The organism is Shewanella olleyana, from assembly GCF_023283825.1.
GTDB classification, from domain to species: domain Bacteria; phylum Pseudomonadota; class Gammaproteobacteria; order Enterobacterales; family Shewanellaceae; genus Shewanella; species Shewanella olleyana.
The window spans coordinates 346891-367663 of record NZ_JAKILD010000001.1 but is presented as its reverse complement, the minus strand read 5'-3'; the positions used below and the strand labels follow the sequence as shown (position 1 = coordinate 367663).

18 protein-coding genes and 2 tRNA genes are annotated in these 20773 nt (G+C 39.9%); 6 read left to right on the top strand and 14 right to left on the bottom strand.

Annotated elements, in window-relative coordinates; genetic code table 11:
* Positions 1 to 104: 104 nt before the first annotated feature.
* The 10 genes from L2735_RS01550 to L2735_RS01505 form a co-directional block, all read right to left on the bottom strand.
* Positions 105 to 180, bottom strand: a tRNA-Lys gene (locus tag L2735_RS01550).
* A 69-nt stretch (positions 181 to 249) separates the two neighbouring features.
* A tRNA-Lys gene (locus tag L2735_RS01545) sits at positions 250 to 325 on the bottom strand.
* A 217-nt stretch (positions 326 to 542) separates the two neighbouring features.
* Positions 543 to 1268 carry a tol-pal system protein YbgF gene (gene ybgF, locus L2735_RS01540; protein ID WP_248983022.1) on the bottom strand — a complete coding sequence of 242 codons (726 nt, stop codon included), beginning with the start codon at positions 1266 to 1268 and terminating at the stop codon, positions 543 to 545.
* Positions 1269 to 1333: 65 nt separating this feature from the next.
* Positions 1334 to 1885, bottom strand: a complete 552-nt coding sequence (gene pal / locus L2735_RS01535; RefSeq protein WP_153913732.1) for a peptidoglycan-associated lipoprotein Pal — start codon at positions 1883 to 1885, stop codon at positions 1334 to 1336.
* Positions 1886 to 1904: 19 nt separating this feature from the next.
* Entirely contained in the window at positions 1905 to 3233 is a 1329-nt protein-coding gene (tolB, locus tag L2735_RS01530; RefSeq protein WP_248983021.1) for a Tol-Pal system beta propeller repeat protein TolB, read from the bottom strand.
* Positions 3234 to 3242: 9 nt separating this feature from the next.
* Positions 3243 to 4178: a cell envelope integrity protein TolA gene (tolA, locus tag L2735_RS01525; protein ID WP_248983020.1), complete on the bottom strand. Its 936-nt coding sequence runs from the start codon at positions 4176 to 4178 to the stop codon at positions 3243 to 3245.
* A 4-nt stretch (positions 4179 to 4182) separates the two neighbouring features.
* A complete protein-coding gene (gene tolR / locus L2735_RS01520; RefSeq protein WP_220755019.1) occupies positions 4183 to 4608 on the bottom strand; it encodes a protein TolR in 426 nt (141 codons plus the stop codon).
* A complete protein-coding gene (gene tolQ / locus L2735_RS01515; RefSeq protein ID WP_248983019.1) occupies positions 4608 to 5297 on the bottom strand; it encodes a protein TolQ in 690 nt (229 codons plus the stop codon). The genes tolR and tolQ overlap by 1 nt, the downstream gene beginning before the upstream one ends.
* On the bottom strand, positions 5287 to 5688 hold the full coding sequence (gene ybgC, locus L2735_RS01510; protein ID WP_248983035.1) for a tol-pal system-associated acyl-CoA thioesterase: 402 nt from the start codon (positions 5686 to 5688) through the stop codon (positions 5287 to 5289). The genes tolQ and ybgC overlap by 11 nt, the downstream gene beginning before the upstream one ends.
* A 1389-nt stretch (positions 5689 to 7077) precedes the next feature.
* Complete coding sequence (locus tag L2735_RS01505; protein ID WP_248983018.1) at positions 7078 to 7947, bottom strand: flagellar protein MotY; 870 nt, start codon at positions 7945 to 7947, stop codon at positions 7078 to 7080.
* 138 nt (positions 7948 to 8085) lie between these two features.
* On the opposite strand from L2735_RS01505, the gene rnt reads away from it, so the two are divergent.
* The gene (gene rnt / locus L2735_RS01500; protein WP_248983017.1) at positions 8086 to 8787 is read left to right on the top strand and encodes a ribonuclease T; all 702 of its coding nucleotides are present in this window, start codon (positions 8086 to 8088) and stop codon (positions 8785 to 8787) included.
* A gap of 64 nt (positions 8788 to 8851) precedes the next feature.
* On the opposite strand, the gene L2735_RS01495 is transcribed toward rnt, so the two are convergent.
* On the bottom strand, positions 8852 to 9457 hold the full coding sequence (locus tag L2735_RS01495) for a peroxiredoxin (RefSeq protein ID WP_102528360.1): 606 nt from the start codon (positions 9455 to 9457) through the stop codon (positions 8852 to 8854).
* Positions 9458 to 9870: 413 nt separating this feature from the next.
* Here L2735_RS01495 and L2735_RS01490 point away from each other — a divergent pair, with 413 nt between their 5' ends.
* Positions 9871 to 11190: a Na+/H+ antiporter family protein gene (locus L2735_RS01490; RefSeq protein WP_248983016.1), complete on the top strand. Its 1320-nt coding sequence runs from the start codon at positions 9871 to 9873 to the stop codon at positions 11188 to 11190.
* Positions 11191 to 11264: 74 nt separating this feature from the next.
* Here the strand turns inward: L2735_RS01490 and upp are convergent, their stop codons facing one another.
* On the bottom strand, positions 11265 to 11891 hold the full coding sequence (gene upp, locus L2735_RS01485; RefSeq protein ID WP_153913723.1) for a uracil phosphoribosyltransferase: 627 nt from the start codon (positions 11889 to 11891) through the stop codon (positions 11265 to 11267).
* A gap of 241 nt (positions 11892 to 12132) precedes the next feature.
* Between upp and purM the strand changes: the two genes are divergently transcribed.
* Together purM and purN are read left to right on the top strand one after the other, a co-directional pair.
* Positions 12133 to 13170 carry a phosphoribosylformylglycinamidine cyclo-ligase gene (gene purM, locus L2735_RS01480; RefSeq protein WP_248983015.1) on the top strand — a complete coding sequence of 346 codons (1038 nt, stop codon included), beginning with the start codon at positions 12133 to 12135 and terminating at the stop codon, positions 13168 to 13170.
* Entirely contained in the window at positions 13171 to 13815 is a 645-nt protein-coding gene (gene purN / locus L2735_RS01475) for a phosphoribosylglycinamide formyltransferase (RefSeq protein WP_248983014.1), read from the top strand.
* A 93-nt stretch (positions 13816 to 13908) separates the two neighbouring features.
* On the opposite strand, the gene cysB is transcribed toward purN, so the two are convergent.
* Positions 13909 to 14883, bottom strand: coding sequence for an HTH-type transcriptional regulator CysB (gene cysB / locus L2735_RS01470; RefSeq protein ID WP_102528355.1), 975 nt, complete (start codon positions 14881 to 14883; stop codon positions 13909 to 13911).
* Between the two features lie 354 nt (positions 14884 to 15237).
* Here cysB and L2735_RS01465 point away from each other — a divergent pair, with 354 nt between their 5' ends.
* Positions 15238 to 16023 carry a hypothetical protein gene (locus tag L2735_RS01465; protein ID WP_248983013.1) on the top strand — a complete coding sequence of 262 codons (786 nt, stop codon included), beginning with the start codon at positions 15238 to 15240 and terminating at the stop codon, positions 16021 to 16023.
* 384 nt (positions 16024 to 16407) lie between these two features.
* Here the strand turns inward: L2735_RS01465 and topA are convergent, their stop codons facing one another.
* Positions 16408 to 19071 carry a type I DNA topoisomerase gene (gene topA, locus L2735_RS01460; protein WP_248983012.1) on the bottom strand — a complete coding sequence of 888 codons (2664 nt, stop codon included), beginning with the start codon at positions 19069 to 19071 and terminating at the stop codon, positions 16408 to 16410.
* 346 nt (positions 19072 to 19417) lie between these two features.
* On the opposite strand from topA, the gene astB reads away from it, so the two are divergent.
* A complete protein-coding gene (gene astB, locus L2735_RS01455) occupies positions 19418 to 20752 on the top strand; it encodes an N-succinylarginine dihydrolase (protein WP_248983011.1) in 1335 nt (444 codons plus the stop codon).
* The last annotated feature ends 21 nt before the right edge of the window (positions 20753 to 20773 follow it).

Sequence of the window (20773 nt, the reverse complement as noted above, 5' to 3'; positions counted from 1 at the left end):
AAAGCCAACTGCTCTACCAACTGAGCTAACAGCCCATCTAGTTTTTCGTAATGATGCATTACGTCTGAATCAAAGCCTAACTGGCAATCTCACTTTCAGAAAAGTGGTGGGCTGTGAAGGATTCGAACCTTCGACCAATTGGTTAAAAGCCAACTGCTCTACCAACTGAGCTAACAGCCCATCTAGTTTTTCGTAATGATGCATTACGTCTGAATCAAAGCCTAACTGGCAATCTCACTTTCAGAAAAGTGGTGGGTCGTGAAGGATTCGAACCTTCGACCAATTGGTTAAAAGCCAACTGCTCTACCAACTGAGCTAACGACCCATCTTTACTAATTAGATTAAGTGAAGACTATAAATAGAGTTCAATCAATCTGTCATCAAAATAAGTTAATCTAACCTGTTTAATGACCCCAGAACGTCGCTCCGTTCTGAGGGCGCCTATAATACCTTTTTCATCTTCTCATGCAAGCGCAATTTATGGTTTTTTTGCCGTTTGCACTAAAAATAAACTAAGAGGCTGTTTTTTAGTTAAATTAGGCTTATAAAGCCGACAGATGTTGCTGTGCTAATCGAGCAGAGGCACTATTCGCATATTCTTTTAATACACGGTTATAGAAAGTCTTTGCAGTGGCACTATCACCCTCTTTCTCAGCAATCATGCCTAGCTTGACTAAACTATCACCACGCTTGTTAGAGTTAGGGTATTTACTCACCACAGTATCAAAAGCTTGCTTAGCTTCTGGAAAGGTACCTTTATTAAATAATAACTGCCCAAGCCAGTAATTTGCATTAGCAGCATAAGTGGAATCAGGATATTGCTTAATAAATTCACTGAACGCTGGAATAGCTTCATCGTACTTTCTTTCTTTAAGCACGAGATTAACAGCTTGTTCATAGCTCGCTGTTTCGCCTAAAGTTGATTGACTCGCAGAGTTTGCACTTGAATCAGCCACTGTCACCGTTGTAGAAGCTGCACTGGCAGATAAGTTGGCGATTTCTTCATAAAGCTGACGTTGACGCTGAAGCATTTGACTAATTTGATAATCTTGCTGTTCAGTAATGCCACGTAAATCGAGTACTTCACGTTGTAAAGCATCTAAACGTTGTTGTGCTTCAAATTCACTTTGTTGTTTCGCTTTAATAATACGCTCTAAACGCGAAATTCGATCATCACTTGAACCACCAGCAATATCTTGTACCGGCGCAGGTGCAGCTGTTGCGCCTGCTGCTACAAACATTGCAGCCATTAAAACAGCATGTTTCATCAATAAACTCCTAAACAGGCCAGTAGGACTGACCTTCCGTATACGTCAGTTGAATTTTTACGTTATTAGTAAACTAGAACACCACGACGGTTCTTTGCAAAACCACTTTCTGAGCGAGAAAAATCTAATGGTTTTTCTTCACCGTAGCTCACAACACTCATTTGGCTAGCTTGTACGCCCATACCTTGCAGGTATTTAGCAATAGCTTTTGCACGACGCTCGCCTAATGCAATGTTGTACTCTGGTGTACCGCGCTCATCTGCGTGACCTTCAATAAGCACACGCACATTTGGATGCTCAACTAAGTAATTACCATGTGCTTGGATAATAGCAGCATTTTCGCTTTGAACTTCACTTCGGTCAAAGTCAAAATAAATGATGTTTTGTGCACGTAATTCTTCTTGTTCAACACGTTGCTGTTCTTCTGGCGTTAAGATTGGCGCAGCGCCACCAGTTTCAACACCGCCAGAACCATATTCACCGCCAGTAGTTGTGGTAGTAGAACCACTTGTTGAACCACTTGCATCAGTTTCAGATTCTGAAGTTGTGCTACATGCACCTAATGCCATTACAGGTACAACAACTAACATAGCTTTAAACAACTTATTCAGATTCATGGGTAATCCTTAATTAATTTTATAAAAATGGAGACCAGGCTGGCGATTTCACTTCGCCTTGGCCCGCTGGTAGTCTTGCTTTAAATCGTCCATCCATAGATACCGCTGCTAACACTTGTTTGCCTCGGTAAGTAGTACCATAGATAACCATGGTTCCATTCGGTGCAATACTGGGAGACTCATCAAGTTGAGTCGAAGTGAGTACTTCCATAAAACGAGTTTTAAGATCCATTCTCGCAATATTGTATTTGCCATTGGTACGGTTAACAAAAATCATGCTACGACCATCAGGCGTTATTGTTCCACCTAAGTTCCACTCACCTTCAAATGTTACTCGTGAAATTTTACCTGTACTCAGTTTCACTTGATAAATTTGTGGTCTACCACCTCGCTCAGAGGTGAATATCAATGATTCACCATCTGGCGTCCAAGATGCCTCGGTATCGATAGCATAATGATTGGTCACACGCTTTAATGCTTTAGTGGCGATATCAATAATATAAATTTCTGGCTGGCCATCTTTAGATAAGGTCACTGCAAGTTTTTTACCATCTGGTGAAAAGCTTGGTGCGCCATTAATACCTTGATGCGAGCTCACCTTAACACGTTCTTGAGTATAGATATCTTGAACAAAAATTTCCGCTCTACGGTTCTCAAAACTGACATACGCTAAACGACGTCCATCTGGTGACCAAGCTGGTGACATCAATGGCTCAGGAGAACGCAATAGCATTTGTTCGTTATAGCCATCGTAATCAGAAATCATTAAATGATAAGGAGACTTCTCACCTTGCTTAACGACAACATAAGCAACGCGACTTAAAAATGCGCCACGAATGCCAGTCAGTTTTTCATACACTATGTCACTTATACGGTGACCATACTGTCTGAACTGAGCTTCACTTATCACTGTTTCGCGACTTTCTAATAATAAGTCGCTTGCAGGTGTTGGTCCTTGACCCGTTTGCAGTTGTGCTTTTACAAGATCAATCAGATCAAAGCTAACTAAATACTGATTAGTACCATAAGGTGTAATCGAGCCAACTAATAGCGCATCAGAAGCAGTTTGTTCCCAACCCGTCGCGTTAAACTCTTTTACTGTACTAATATTCGCTTGAGGTAAGCTTCTAGCATCAAGAGGGCTGAATGTTCCACTTCTCGCTAAATCACTCGTCACAACATCACTAATTTGCTGCGGCGCTGCATCGGTCCCTTTCCAAACAAACGGCATTACAGCAATAGGCCTTGCTGCATCTACACCCTCAGTAATAACAATATCTAATGCTGCGTTAGCCGAAGTACTGGTTAAAAGTACTAATATCGTTAACCATTTTGCCAAAATCTTCATGTGACTCCTTTAATTAAATTCCGGTGATACGGTTAAATTAATTTCTTTCATTTTGTTATAAACATCAGCTTCTGATGAAACAGGCAAACGCCCAGCTTTATTAATCGCAGCTTTAGCAGCGCGGCAAACAACTTGGTCACCACTTAACGTTTGGCTAGCAGTAACAAAGCCATCTTGTGCTAAACGTATTAATACCCGACAACTTTTACCACGCATAGATTCATCAACAACTAAATTGCGTTGAATGGTAGATTTAATCATTGCGGTATATTTATTAACTTCTGACACCACTTGTTTGTTACGTGTTGCTGATAAAGCAACTTGCTCTGCAGCCATTGCTTCAGCCATTTCGCGTTCTTGACGAGCACGCTCAGCTTCTTCAGCTTTTCGTTTTCTTTCAGCTTCTTCTTTACGTTTACGCTCATCTTCACGTTTTTTAGCCGCTGCAGCTTCTTCTGCTTTACGTTTTTCAGCCGCTTTTTTCTCAGCAGCTTGACGTTCCGCTTCCTGCTTTTTGCGCAATTCTGCGGCTTTTTGGGCTTTTTCTTTCTCTTGCTCTTCTTTTAATTTAGCGGCTTTCGCAGCATTGTTCGCTTTCAGCGTTTCTTGTTCTTTCAACTTGCGTTGATTTTCAAGTTGCTTAATACGCTCTTGTTCTTTACGGACTTCTTCTTTCGCTTTACGCGCTTGTCTGTCTAACTCAGCTTGTCGCTCACGCTCTATTCGAGCTGAGTCTTCACGTTGTTTTTTAAGTTTCTCAGCATGGTCATTAATACGTTGCTGATCCACCACTACAGCTTGCACTATCGGCTCAGATTGCTGTGCTTGAGGTAAATGCTTTGGCTTGTCTTCAAAGCTAATCCCTAACGCTAGCACCACTATAACGCCAACATGCACGCCAGCAGAAATGGTAATGGGTAAAGTTAATTCAGATTTAGCAGCCACCAAATTACTCCTTAGGTGAATCAGTCATTAAGCCCACTGCAGGTACACCCGCACCTTGAAGACTGACCATTAACTGAATAACATTTTCATAAGGAATACGTCGATCCGCTTTGACCACTACAGGTCTTTCAGGTTCAAGCAAAATCATTGCTCCAACTTGAATCGAAATCTCATCGAGTGACAAGGAATCATCATTTGATCCACTACCCACATTAAGAAAGTACTCACCAAACTCATCAATCGATGCAACAATCGGCGGTTTGCTTTCAGCGGGTAACGGTTCAGCTTCACCTTGAGGTAATTCAACTTTGACCCCTTGAGAAACAATCGGTGCTGTTACCATAAAGATAATTAACAGCACCAACATCACATCAATATAAGGTACTACATTAATTTCGGCGACCGGACGACGGCGCTTGCGTTGATACATTACCCCACTTCCTTCTCGCTGTAGGCTTGGCGTTGCAATATGTTAGAGAACTCTTCCATAAAGTTAACGTGTGCCATTTCAATTTTTTCTACTTGAGTTGAGAAACGGTTGTAACCAATAACAGCTGGAATCGCGGCAAATAGGCCCATTGCTGTAGCAATCAAGGCTTCGGCAATACCAGGAGCAACCATGGTTAAAGTGGCGTTTTCAACCGCACCAAGTGCAATAAATGAGTTCATGATGCCCCATACGGTTCCAAACAAACCAATATATGGACTTGTTGAACCAATGGTCGCCAATAAAGGAAGATGTGTTTCTAGACGCTCAACTTCGCGAGACAAACTCACTCGCATCGCACGGGTTGTGCCATCCATTACCGCTTCAGGAGATTTACTGTTTGCTTGGCTTAAGCGTGAATATTCTTTAAAGCCTGCGACAAATAGAGCTTCTAAACCTGAAACACCTTCAGTACGTGCTGATAATTCTTTATATAATTTATTGAGATCGACACCAGACCAAAAGGTATCTTCAAACTTTATCGATTTGGCGCGAGCACTATTCAGTAACTTTCGGCGCTGAATAATCACAGCCCATGAGGCGATTGATAGGCATAATAAAGTTAGCATTACTAACTTAACGAGAACACTTGCCTCTAAAAAAAGACCAATAAAAGAAATTTCAGCTTGCACGATTAAACTCCTGCACAATATTTAATGGGATAGCTCTTGGTCGCATACGTGATAACGCTATACAAGCGACAACGATGGTGCCTTCACAATAACAGTCGCCATTGTCGTCAAGCAAACGCTGCTTAAAGATCAATGACGCTTTTTTCAATTCTATGACCTGCGATTCAACAATCAAGTTCTGTTCAAATCGTGCTGCAATGCGATAATCTAATTCGGCATGCTTTACAACAAAAGCAATATCTTCTGCGAGCAGCACGCTTTGAACTATACCCATGGATTTTAACCATTCAGTTCGAGCACGTTCAAAGAAGTTCAAATAGTTAGAATGATAAACCACTCCACCGGCATCGGTGTCTTCATAATAAATCGAAATAGGCCATGTAAACATAATTAGCGATTGTGAATTTTGCGTAATAAAAGATGGCTTACTATACCGAGTACCTTGACGCTTGTGAACAAAAGGACTGAGTAAAGGAGGCTTTATTTTAAGGCCGAACACTTAATTTGCCATTAATAATCGGCTTTTGCAGAGATAAGCGTTAGAAATGAAGAAACTTTAATGTTAACCCTTGATAAATTTACATTCTATTAACGACTTGCGGTGACTACTCAGATTTATAAACGTATAAATATCAACCTACAAAAATTTATTCAGCTTTAAGATCATTTACTCTGTTTACCTAATCTAAACAGTATACTTATATATGTCTTTTTAACGCCTAAAGCAATTAACACAAATACTGGTATGCACCTCTTACTCTTCGTTATAAAAGTCAAAAACCAAACTGTGTCTTAAACTGAGTTTCGTTTTCAGTCTATTAAAAACTTTCACTAGCGCGATTAAAGCTATTAATACCTAAATCCGTTCTGCTTAAGAAGAGGCTAAAAATAAAGCGCGACTATCAATATACCCTCTATCTACCCTGAACTTTAGTATTACCAATAGATTTGGATAAGATAATTTATTGCTTGCACGGATTTAAATAATTTAGAAGCCACTTACTATCATTTGCAATTTAAGTACTTAAATACGGTTAATATCGTAAAGCATGAGCAGATAATGAACAATAATGCTTTGTCAGCATGTTTAATATTCATCAACTGTTCTTAGGGTTATCGTGTTTAAGCTAATCATAGATAAATAAAAGGTGACCTACGTCACCCACTGGCTAAATAACCCGATATCATAGACTTACAAAGCATTAAATTATTTCAAATACTTTGATATTTATTCTAAGTTAGCCGATATTTAACAATTGTATATCATTGAGAAAATGCTCTATTACGACTAAATATTCACTTGGTATGCTTATAAAGTATGTTTTATTCCATTTTAATCACTTAAGTGTGATTATAATGAAAATAACTTCAAAACATAAGATTAGTTTTACTAATGTGAAACTGAAATTTTTCTAGTTTGTCAATCTAGAGCAAAATCTCTAATATGTATCTTGTTTTCAGGACATAGCTAACTTAGTTATTGAAAACCAAGAACTCCAAGATGATGTACCCCAATACCTCATCTTATCCCTGGTTCTTATGCTTGACTTCCTTCCTTGAATTTGTGAATACAAATTGTTTGGCCCGCTTACTTTAAGCGGGCTTTTTTTTGTCTTTAATTTGGGCCGATTTAATAATCTAGTGCCTAAATGACTGAGCTATCAATCACGATACAGGCTGTCTTTATACAATATTTTATAACAGGCACAAAAAATGGCTTAGCGTGTTTAGCTAAACCATTAGAGTCGTTACACCATTTATCAAATTTGGATTTCAGAAACTAGATACTTTTTGAAATCTTAATCACTACGCGACGGTTGCGGGCTCTTTCTTCAATAAGATTATTCGATGCCACATGGCGTCTTTCACCATGTCCAGTTTTATGAATTCGACTTTCTTCAATACCACTTGCCACTAATAAGTCAGCCACTGAGTCAGCACGACGCTCTGATACACGCTGGTTAATAGAACGACCACCGTAGCTATCTGTGTAGGCATCAACAAAAATTAACTCTACATCAGAGTCATAGGATAGATATTCTTGTACACGATTCAATTGCTGCTTAGAAAAACGCGTTAAATTAGTGCCACCTTCTTCATAATTTAACACTGTGAAAGCGATATCATCGAATCCATAAGGTAATAAGGTGGATAAACAAGAACGGAATTGTCGATACTGCCCACCAAAGTTTGCAGCAGATAAACCTACAGCAACTTTATCTGACTTGTTATACCAATCAGCATAATAAAACGTTGGTTGCATACCTTTACTAAGTTCTGACAACATTGACCAAGCGGCCTGCTTAGGGACTTCACCATTAAACTGCTTTTGGTATTTAAGTTTAGTGATGGCTTTCTCATTAACACCAGGGCGCCATTGAGGGGCTTTACTGATAAGTTCAGCATTGGTGACCTGATCAGGCTTATTCCACATATCAAGCGTGAAATTAAGATTGAGGTCTTTACCTGCTCTGCTGGTAAAAATGGCTTTACCATAATCAGGAATATCATGCTCTAGGCGACATTCAATCGGGCTGTTTTGACTAATACGCCACATTGAATCATCTAAAGACGCAACATAGTGCTGTAGATCTGCTTGCGCAGGAAATACAAAACTTAAGCTCGACAGTAGAATTACTTTACGCCACATAAAAACACCCTGTTTATTGGTCACAATTCTATATCGGCAATGTTTTATTATTCTTTAGCAGAGAAATCACACAATCAAACATGACACTGAGCCGCAGTTTTTGCATAATAGCCGACATATTAGAGAATGAGGTTTTTAATGAGCGATATCTGCGACGCAAACAAATTCAAACACCGCTTTAGAGGTTACTTTCCTGTTGTTATCGATGTCGAAACTGCAGGTTTTAATGCCGCCACTGATGCGTTGCTAGAAATAGCGGTCACGACCCTTAAAATGAATGACGATGGTTTTATCGAATTAGACAAAACTCAGCACTTTCATATTGAGCCATTCGAAGGGTCAAACCTTGAACCCGAAGCATTGGCATTTAATGGCATAGATCCAACGAATCCATTACGTGGTGCAGTAGATGAAAAGCAGGCCTTTTTAGAAATCTTCAAGAATGTCAAAAAAGCGCAAAAAGCTGCAGATTGCCATCGTTGTATCATCGTCGCTCACAATGCCGCTTTCGATATCGGCTTTGTTAATAAAGCTATTGAACGTAACGATTTAAAACGTTCACCATTCCACCCTTTTGCCACATTCGATACCGCGACGTTAGCTGGCTTAGCGATTGGTCACACTGTACTGGCAAAAGCTTGTAAAATGGCAGGCATCGACTTTGACAATAAAGAAGCACACTCAGCTTTATACGACACCGAACGAACCGCTGAATTATTTTGTTATATCGTCAATAAGTGGAAAACGTTAGGCGGTTGGCCAATGGTGAGTGAAGAAGCAGATGAAGTTGATACTAATGACAATGCTATTGAAAGTGTAAAGGATGAGCCTGCGAGTTAATTAGCATTATTCAAGACACAAAAAAAGCTGCCTAGGCAGCTTTTTTAATCTCTAACAAAAGCAATTAAAGCTTGTCAGAATTGTCTTTTAAGTAAGAAGCAACACCTTCAGTTGTTGCAGTCATACCTTTGTCGCCTTTTTCCCAACCAGCAGGACAAACTTCACCGTGCTCTTCGTGGAATTGTAATGCATCGATCATACGTAGCATTTCATCAACGTTACGGCCTAATGGTAGGTCGTTAACTACTTGATGACGAACTTGACCTTCTTTGTCGATCAAGAAAGAGGCACGGAAAGCAACACCAGCTTCTGGATGCTCAACATCGTATGCTTTACAGATTTCGTGCTTAACGTCAGCTACTAGAGTGTAGTTAACTTCGCCGATACCGCCTTTATCTACAGCAGTATTTCTCCAAGCGTGATGTGAGAACTGAGAATCGATAGAAACACCAATAACTTCAACACCACGTTTAGTGAATTCTTCAATACGGTGATCAAAAGCGATCAACTCTGAAGGACACACGAAAGTGAAATCAAGTGGGTAAAAGAAAACAACTGCTGATTTACCTTTAATCGCGGTAGATAGATTGAAACTATCAACGATTTCACCAGTACCAAGAACCGCTGCGGCAGTAAAATCTGGGGCCGGACGGCCTACTAATACGCTCATTTTATATCTCCATCTATGGATTGAAAAAAACTTTAAAACAATGCCTGTTAATCTGAGTAGCATTATACCCAAACGAAATCATTATGCGAGATAGCTCACACAAATGCTTTTGTCTGAAAAATATCTAATTAGGATAATTGCGATATACCTTACCCCTAATTGATTAAATAAATAAGTCTTTTAAAGTGAAATATGTTTCACCTGCTGAAAAAATGCCCCAACCTTACACGCAGCTAACTCGCAAGATTAAATTCAACATCGTAACAGGCCTTGTTACATCAATGAAAAACCTTCCTTACATGCAAACACTTTCTGTAAACTGAATAGAGATAAACTGGACATGAGGTTTGATACAGACAAGAATGAGTTCACTATGTCTATCTAATAACAAAACTTAATAAGAAAAAATTAATATGAATGCGGTCGTAATTGCTGTCACCTTAATGCTTGCATTGAGTCTCATGCGTGTAAATGTTGTCATTGCGCTAACTGTAAGCGCACTTGTTGCGGGTCTAGTAGGAGGTTTAGATATTCATCAAACTATCGCCGCCTTTAACGACGGTCTTGGCGGTGGAGCACAAATTGCTTTGAGTTACGCCTTATTGGGCGCCTTTGCAGCTGCGTTATCTCATTCAGGTTTAACAACGCTAATTTCCCACAACATTATAAAAAAAGTGGGTAAAGAGCCAAATAGTACAAACACATTAGTTGTGCGTTGGTTATTACTTGTATCCATTTTATTGATGGCAATAAGTTCGCAAAACATTTTGCCAATCCATATTGCGTTTATTCCCATTTTGATTCCGCCATTACTGCATGTGTTAAGCAAACTGCAAATTGATCGACGCCTTGTGGCTTGTATTATCACTTTTGGTCTTGTAACGACCTATATGATTTTACCTATTGGGTTTGGTGGTATTTTCTTAAATGATATCTTACTGGCTAACTTGAACAACAATGGCCTTGAAGCGGTTAAAGAGCAAATTCCAACAGCCATGCTTCTACCTGCACTGGGTATGATTACCGGTTTATTAACCGCCGTATTTATTACCTACCGTAAGCCACGCATATATGAAGCAAAAGATATTGAAGTTGAACAAGAAGCTGTTGGTATCAATAAAAAGACCATTGTTATTTCTCTTGTGGCCATCGTGGCAACATTGGTTGTACAACTGCAAACTGATTCAATGATTTTTGGTGCCCTAACTGGTTTCATCATCTTCCGCTTCTCAGGCATTATTAAACCTGATGTTAGACAAGATATGTTTAACCAAGGTGTATTAATGATGGCAAATATCGGCTTCATCATGATTGCCGCCGCAGGCTTTGCAGCGGTAGTTAAATCAACGGGCGAAGTCGGCACGCTTGTGACCTCTTTAGGCGATATTATTGGTGACAATAAAGCTTTGGCCGCGTTACTTATGCTAATCGTTGGTTTATTGATTACAATGGGAATTGGTTCTTCTTTCTCGACCATTCCCATTATCGCTACTATTTATGTACCGTTAGCATTAACCTTTGGTTTCTCTGTGGCTGCAACTATTGCACTTGTAGGCACAGCTGCCGCATTGGGTGATGCAGGCTCTCCTGCATCAGATTCAACTTTGGGGCCTACCGCCGGCCTGAATGCTGATGGGCAGCACGATCATATCCGTGACAGCGTTATTCCAACCTTCATTCACTACAATATTCCACTTATCGGTTTTGGCTGGATAGCTGCGATGGTGTTGTAGTTTTTGTTTGTATAAAAAATTACCCAATAAAAAAGGAGCCATTGGCTCCTTTTTTAGTTTCTCAGCTAACTACATTATTTAGTGCCGAAAATCTTATCACCTGCATCACCTAAACCAGGTAAAATATAACCTTGCTCATTTAAGCAGTCATCAATAGATGCAGTGAATAATTCGATATCAGGATGCGCTTCTTCTAACGCTTTAATCCCTTCTGGCGCAGCAACTAGCACTAGTGCTTTAATTGATACGCAGCCACGCTTTTTCAATAAATCGATAGTCGCAATCATTGAACCGCCAGTTGCAAGCATTGGGTCGACGACAATTGCGACACGCTCATCTACATTGCTTACTAACTTATCGAAATAAGGCACAGGCTCTAATGTTTCTTCATCGCGGTAAATACCGACAACAGAGATTTTAGCACTTGGCATATGCTCAAGTACGCCATCCATCATTCCAAGGCCTGCACGTAGGATTGGCACTACTGTAACCTTTTTACCTTTAATCTGTTCAATCTCAACTGGGCCATTCCAGCCATTAATAGTGACAGTTTCTGTTTCAAAGTCTGCAGTTGCTTCGTACGTCAATAGGCTACCTACTTCTGTTGCTAGCTCACGGAAACGCTTAGTACTGATCTCAGCCTCACGCATCAACCCTACTTTATGACGAATTAACGGGTGTTTTACTTCAACAACTTTCATTTTTGCACTCCTAATGATGAGATATTTTTCGCAAATTGTTCAAATTCTAGTTTATTTATTCTCTTTATAAAACATAAAGTTTCATAATTGCAGCCAATCTCACGCTAAACAGCTAAAACCATTACAGAAAACTGTTTTCATAATCGGATAAACCTGAAACATGACTTTCGACGCCTATCACAAGCTGATAGAATAGCGCCGCATAAAATCCCATAAAACGATGTACCTTAGAGGATCCTCCGTGAGCACTCCTACACCACTTAGCTATAAAGACGCTGGCGTTGATATCGATGCTGGTAATGCATTAGTCAATAACATTAAATCTGCGGTAAAACGCACTCACCGTCCTGAAGTAATGGGCAACCTAGGTGGTTTTGGCGCTCTTTGCGAATTGCCAACTAAATACAAACACCCTGTATTGGTTTCTGGTACTGACGGTGTTGGAACCAAGTTACGTTTAGCCATTGATTACAAAAAGCATGACACTGTTGGTGTTGATTTAGTTGCTATGTGTGTCAATGACTTAATCGTGTCTGGTGCAGAACCTTTATTCTTCCTAGATTACTACGCTACAGGCAAGTTAGATGTTGAAACTGCAACATCAGTAGTTAATGGTATTGCTGAAGGTTGTCATCAATCAGGTTGTGCTTTAATCGGTGGTGAAACTGCTGAAATGCCTGGTATGTATGAAGGTGAAGACTACGATTTAGCAGGTTTCTGTGTTGGTGTTGCTGAAAAAGAAGCCATTATCGACGGGACTAAAGTTAAATCTGGTGATGCACTGATTGCCTTAGGTTCTACTGGCCCTCACTCAAACGGTTACTCGTTAGTGCGTAAAGTATTAGAAGTAAGCAAAGCAGATCCACAACAAGATCTTGCTGGTAAGCCACTAATCGAACATTTATTAGAGCCAACAAAAATTTACGTTAAGCCATTACTAAAATTGCTTGAGCAAACTGAAGTTCATGCAATGGCGCACATCACTGGCGGCGGGTTCTGGGAAAATATCCCACGCGTATTACCAGATGATTGCAAAGCTGTCGTTAAAGGTGACTCTTGGCAGTGGCCTGTCGTTTTTGACTGGTTAATGGAAAACGGCAACATTGAACAATTTGAAATGTACCGTACCTTTAACTGTGGCGTAGGTATGATCATTGCGCTTCCTGCTGAAAAAGTTGAAACTGCGTTAGAATTACTGAAAGCTGAAGGCGAAAATGCTTGGTTGATCGGTGAAATTGCAAATCGTCAAGGTGACGAAGAGCAAGTGGAGATTAACTAGATGTCTGAATGCTGTCGCGTTCTTGTTCTTATTTCAGGGAACGGTAGTAACTTACAAGCCATTATTGATGGTTGTGATGATAACCTTAGCGCCGAAGTCGTTGGGGTCATCAGCAATAAGCCTGATGCATATGGACTTGTCCGTGCACATCATGCTGAAATCAATACCAGCTGCGTTATCGCTCGTAAGGATGAAAGCCGTCAGCAGTATGACATACGCTTACAACAAGCCATTGAACAGTATCAACCTGACTTAATAGTGCTTGCTGGCTTTATGCGTATCTTGTCTGATGAATTTGTTAGTCAATATATGGGGAAAATGATCAATATTCACCCTTCTTTATTGCCTAAATATGCTGGATTACATACCCATCAGAGAGCGTTAGACGCAAAAGATAGTGAACATGGCGCCAGTGTGCACTTTGTTATTCCTGAACTCGATGCTGGCCCTGTTATTCTACAGGCTAAAGTACCCGTTTATGAAGATGACACAGTTGAAACCTTATCTAGCCGCGTTCATGAACAAGAGCATGCTATATACCCGTTAGTGGTAAAATGGTTCAGCTTAAAAAGACTTAACATGGTAGATAACAAAGCCTATTTGGATGACCAATTAATTGGCATTCATGGCTATGCGCCTGATTAAGAGCTTTTACTGTCATTAGCTATAAAAAAATCTCGCCTAGGCGAGATTTTTTGTTTTAATCAGAATATTCTGGCACTTACCTGTGCTATTAAATTAACGAACAGGCAAATCCATTCCAGCAAACATTTCATCAATTAATTGTTGGTCACGCAGTGCAACTGCCTTCTCAACAACATCACGGGTTAAGTGAGGCGCAAAGTTATACATAAAGTCATACATGTAACTGCGTAAAAAGCTGCCACGTCTAAAGCCAATCTTTGTAGTACTGTGAGCAAATAAATGTCTTGCATCAATTGCCACTAAATCTTTATCTATGACTGGATCAATCGCCATGGAAGCAATGACTCCAACACCAAGTCCTAGTCTTACATATGTTTTCAACACATCTGCACTGGTTGCACTGAATACCACTCTTGGCTCTAGCTCAGCCTTCTTGAATGACTTTTCAATTTCAGATGCTTTATCGAAGCCAAATACATAAGTTACTAACGGGAATTCCGCTAAATCTTCGATCGTCAGGGTTTTACGGTTGGCTAACGGATGATCGCGAGTCACAACAATTGAGCGATTCCAGTGGTAACAAGGCAACATGATTAAATCAGAATAAAGGTGCATTGCTTCTGTCGCGATAGCAAAATCTGCATCACCTCGAGCCGCCTGCTCACTAATTTGCGAAGGCGTTCCTTGATGCATGTGCAAGTTCACTTTTGGGTAGCGTTTAATAAAAGGCTTAATGACTTGTGGCAATGCGTAACGAGCTTGGGTGTCAGTGGTAGCAATGTTTAGCTCACCTTGATTTGGCTGAGTATATTCTTCAGATACTTTTTTAATACTTTCAACTTTGCCTAAAATATCGTTAGAAATATCAATGACCAATTGCCCTGCTGGTGTCACATGGGTTAAATGCTTACCACTTCGGCCAAATATTTGAATGCCCAGTTCATCTTCAAGCATTCTAACTTGCTTACTGATCCCTGGCTGCGATGTGTAAAGGTCTTCGGCTGTTGCTGAGACATTCAAATTGTGTTTTACCACTTCTGCAATATATCTTAGTTGCTGTAATTTCATGTTACGACCTTTACGTTGTGCCAGATGTTCATCAGTTTTTTACAAAAAGCTTTCGATATAAGTAAACGTGTATATTAAAAATACACAATAAAATAGTTTATGAAAGATTCGTTATAGCTAAATGTTATAGACCATCTAAATTATTAATGCAAATAGTAATAACGAGATTGAGAATTTTGCATGTTATTAGCCTCTAATGGTAATCTTGCAGACTGAGTCGAAACTTATAATAATTCTTAACTAATTGAATGACTTTTTATACGACACTCGTCGTGTCTTGAGCTAAGATATAATCACAAATTTAATAAAAGTGGTATTAAACCACTCAGCTGTTAATTATTGAACGGAAACCATATGACCTTTACCTTGGTATTGATACTGCTAGGTGCACTTTTTATTCTGATCATTGGTATTAGTGTTATTCAGCAACAAAAAGAACGTGCTGAAGCAGAGCGAAGAATGGAATTAAAACGCCATAGAGCCATTATTAATGAAACCGAAAATGTTTTATCAAATACAGGCTTGGCTTCATTTCCTAGCAGTGTAATTTTGGTGCTATATAAGCGAATTAATGAAGCACTTGAGTTATCACTTGCTCATTTAGAGAATCAACCGCAACAAGCAGACTATCAACGTCGACTGGCCGATATACAAGCGCAAATAACGACCTTAAGCACTAGCCCTTCACAAGCTTTAGCGATTGAAAACTTTCGCTTACCAGACAATGACAAGCAAATTTTAGAATTAGTCCAAATGCTAAAGAAGCTAAAAGCCATTGTTAGAGCTGAAAACAACAAAGGCAAACTCGACCCTCAGGTGTTTGGTGAGGCTGAGAATCGTATTGATAGTTATCAACTACGAATTAACGTAGAGTCGATGCTTTCCCGTTCACGCGCAGCTAACTCACTCAAACAATTCGGCTCTTCTAAGCAAATGGTGTCAAAAGCGTTAGCGACTTTACAAGCGATTAAGGCCAAAACACCAAACGACCCATTCATTAGTCGAAAGGTTGAAGAAGCGAAAGAGTTATTAGAAGAGATTAATTCTCAGCAAAAACAGATGAACCCTGAAATTGTTAAAACGCCTAAGAATGAAGAAGATGATATCGATATGCTATTCCAACCTAAAAAGAAATGGTAACAGCAAAAGATATTGTTAGTTTAGGTTTGATATTCAGACCACAGAAATAAAGCCTCGTAAGAGGCTTTTTTTTGGCACAAACAAAATGCGGCTAATCGGATTTAGGCCGTCTATTTAATCAAAAGCGACTTAATAGAGTGATATCAAATTGCTCTCTCATCAGCCGCTGTTGGCTCACTAGTCTTGAAATAGCAACTTGGGTAATAATCTCTCTTAAAGTTGTAATACTCGACAACTAGACTATGTTCGAAATAGCTAAGTGACAGTTTTAAGAGACTATATTTAAATGACACTATTTATATGACTGTATCAAAATTGGAATTTAGTAAAAATCAGCCAATAAAAATGGGACCAATTGGTCCCATTTTTCAAAGCTAGATTTGTTTAAGAGGCCTTTTTCTTCGCCGCTTTCTTAGCTGGTTTTTTCTTAGTTGACTCGCTTACCCATTTGCCACCGATAAACTTAGAAGACCAACCCGTTGCTTTACCATCAACTTCAGTTGCAACGTATTGCTCCTTAGTTTTACGGCTAAATTTAACAGCGGCTTTGTTACCATCATCATCAGTTACAGGCGCATCAGCTAAGAACTGATATTTAGGCCATAATTGGTCACGGTAATGAACCAATTCCTCTACTAAAGGCGCGCGGGTTTCACGAGACTTAGGGAAAGTACTTGCTGCAAGGAAAATACCTGCTGCGCCATCACGTAATACAAAGTGCGCATCTGATTTAGTACATTTTAAATCAGGCAAGAAGATTGGATCTTCTTTTGGCGGCGCCGCTTCACCACTCTTAAGCAGTTTACGGGTGTTCTTACACTCAGTGTTAGTACAGCCAAAGTATTTACCAAAGCGGCCATTTTTAAGTTCCATATCATTGCCGCATTTATCACACTCAATGATTGGTCCTTCATAGCCTTTAATCTTAAATTGGCCAGCTTCAATTTCATAACCTTCACATGTTGGGTTGTTACCACACACATGTAATTTACGGCCTTCATCGATTAAGTAACTGTCCATTGCTGTGCCACAAATTCCACAACGATGTTTAGCTCGAAGCGCATCTGTTTCTGCATCTTCATTATCACTAACCGCTTCTTCACCAGGGGTTAGGTTCATCGTGGTTTTACAACGCTCTTTTGGTGGCAATGCATAACCAGAACAACCTAAGAATACCCCAGTTGTCCCTGTTCTGATCCCCATTGGGCGACCACAAGTAGGACATTTGATATCTTCAGCGAGTACCATCTCATTAAGACGCATACCGCCTTCTTCAGGATCTAATTCAGCATGTTTAAGTTGCTCAGTTAAATCTGCATAGAAGCCATCAAGAACGGTTTTCCACTCTAACTTACCTTGTGCTACATCATCGAGCGTTTGCTCCATGCTAGCAGTGAAGTCAAAGTTCATAATGTCACTGAAACTTTCAACTAGACGGTCACTGACAATCTCACCCATTTTTTCAGCAAAGAATCGACGATTCTCAACTTTGACATAACCACGATCTTGAATCGTAGAAATAATCGTTGCATATGTAGATGGACGGCCAATGCCTCGTTTCTCAAGCTCTTTTACCAGAGATGCTTCACTAAATCGCGCAGGCGGTTTGGTGAAATGCTGTTTAGGTAATAACTCATTAAGGTCTAACACGTCACCTTTATCTAAAGGTGGTAATGTGTTGTCTTCATCATTCTTCTTACCCATTGGTGGCTGAACTTTAGTCCAACCATCAAAACGTAATGTGCGACCACTGGCTTTTAATTCGTAATCACCCGCAGTGACAGTAAGACGAGTTGCATCATATTTGGCAGGCATCATCTGACAAGCAACAAATTGGCGCCAAATCAACTCATAAAGACGCTGAGCGTCTCTTTCCATATCTGTTAGAGATGCTGACTGTACAATGACGTTTGACGGTCTGATAGCTTCATGCGCCTCTTGAGCACCTTCTTTGCTACCATAACGTAATGGTTGTTCAGGTAAATACTTCTTACCGTACTCTGAACCAATCATGTCACGCACGCCTTCGACGGCTTCTTTACTTAAGTTTGTAGAATCGGTACGCATATAAGTAATATGACCCGCTTCATACAAACGTTGCGCCATCATCATGGTCTTTTTAACACCAAAACCAAGACGGGTACTCGCTGCTTGTTGCAACGTCGACGTAATATAAGGTGCAGAAGGTTTACTTGACGTTGCTTTGTCATCACGACCGGTGACAACAAACTTGGCATCTTTTAACGCATCTAATGCAACTTGCGCTTGAGCTTCATTAATTGGGTTAAATGCAGCCGATTGAAATTTAGCCACCTGCATTTTAAGCTTTTGCTGCTGTGAAGTTGCTAAGTCAGCATGCACATCCCAAAACTCTTCCGGTACAAATGCTTTAATCTCACCTTCACGTTCAACGACTAAGCGAACTGCGACAGACTGCACTCGACCAGCAGATAGGCCCCTTGCCACTTTCTTCCAAAGTAGCGGCGACACCATGAAACCAACAACACGGTCTAAGAATCGACGCGCTTGTTGTGCATTAACCATGTTGGTATCAAGTATAGAAGGTTCACTAAATGCATCTTGAATTGCTGATTTAGTAATTTCGTTAAAGACAACACGTTGATAACGAGATTCGTCACCACCAATGATCTCTTGTAAATGCCAAGCAATTGCCTCTCCCTCTCTATCCAAATCGGTTGCGAGATAGATGTGGTCAGCTTTTTCAGCAAGTGCTTTTAATTCTTTAACGACTTTTTCTTTGCCAGGCAATATTTGATATTTGGCTGCCCAGCCTTTTTCAGGATTAATACCCATGCGAGCCACTAACGCACGTTTATCGCGTTGCAGCTTATATTTAGCTTTCTCTTCAGGAGCCATTTTCCTGACTTCAGCAGGTGTTTTAGTCGCAACCTTGCTGTCAGGCGATGATGATGTAGGCAAATCACGGATATGACCTACACTCGATTTAACGATGAATTCTTTACCAAGGTATTTATTAATAGTCTTGGCTTTGGCCGGCGATTCGACAATAACTAGCGATTTACCCATAGATTAATTTGCGCCAAAAAGTCTCTGATAGATTAAATTGGTTCCATATATAGAGTGTTGAGACGAATGTTTCAAGTAAATACCTCTATTATGTTTCCAGCGAGCCATTTTTTAATCAATTATAAAAAATGAGAAAAAATAATATTGCGTTAATTAAAAGTAATATTTCATTATTTATGGTCTAGCAAGTAAAACTTGTGCATGTTTAGTCACTTTTTCAATTTTTGCGACCAAAGTCACCGCTTGTTAAGGCCTATTTCATCAGTATACTGGCTGTAATCTTGCACTACCTAGCAGCAAATGAACTCATTTCATAACAATAACAAATACATTTTAAGGATAATAAATGAAGCACTTCGAAGCGAACTTTGATGGACTTGTCGGACCAACCCACAATTATGCAGGTTTATCTTTTGGTAATGTAGCCTCATATAGTAACGCTGCGCAAGCTTCAAATCCAAAGTCTGCAGCTAAGCAAGGATTGAAAAAAGCAAAAGCCTTAGCAGATTTAGGCATGATTCAGGGGGTTTTAGCACCTCAAGAACGTCCTGATTTATATTCTCTTCGTCGTATGGGGTTTGCTGGTTCTGATGCTGAAGTGTTAAATCAAGCCGCTAAGCACGCACCTGCATTATTGAATGCATGTTGCAGCGCGTCTTCAATGTGGACGGCAAATGCTGCTACCGTTTCTCCCAGTGCTGATACACGAGATGGTAAAGTTCATTTTACCCCCGCAAACTTGGTCGATAAGCTTCACCGTAGTATCGAACCACTAACAACCGGCAATATCTTAAAAGGCACTTTTAAAGACGAACGATTTTTTAAACATCATCTACATTTACCTGAGCATGCAAGTTTTGGGGATGAAGGTGCAGCTAACCATACTCGCCTTTGTAACGACTACGGCCATTCAGGCGTGGAATTATTTGTCTATGGACAAGAAGCAACCAACCCTAATGCTGTGAAACCAACGAAATTTCCTGCGAGACAAACATTAGAAGCTTCACAAGCGGTTGCTCGCTTACATCAACTTGATGAAGAAAGCAGCGTGTTTATGCAACAAAACCCAAATGTTATTGATCAAGGGGTATTTCATAATGACGTTATTTCAGTGGGTAACCAAAATGTATTGTTTTACCATGAACAGGCATTTCTAAATACTGAAGCTAAATTCGAAGAAATTCGCCGTAAAATGAATACCGATGTTCACTTTATTAAAGTAGCAACAGATCAGGTATCAATTAATGATGCTGTTAAGAGCTACTTATTTAATACCCAAATCATCACATTACCAAATGGTGAGATGGCAATTATTGCTCCGACAAACTGTCAAGAAAACCCAGCAGTATTTGCTTACCTCAATGAATTAGTCACGTTAGGTACGCCAATTAAACAAGTTCAATACTATGATGTGAAACAAAGCATGCAAAATGGCGGCGGCCCAGCTTGTCTTCGTTTACGTGTGGCAATGAGTGAATTAGAAATTTCAGCAGTGAATCAAAACACGCTAATGAATGATGCATTGTTTAATCGATTAAATGTGTGGGTAGATAAGCACTATCGTGACAGCCTTGAAGTTAAAGACTTAGCAGACCCACAACTAATTATCGAGTCTCGAACAGCGTTAGATGAGCTCACTCAGATATTAAAACTGGGCAGTGTTTATCAATTCCAGAAGTAATTTACTGCTTTTAATAAACAT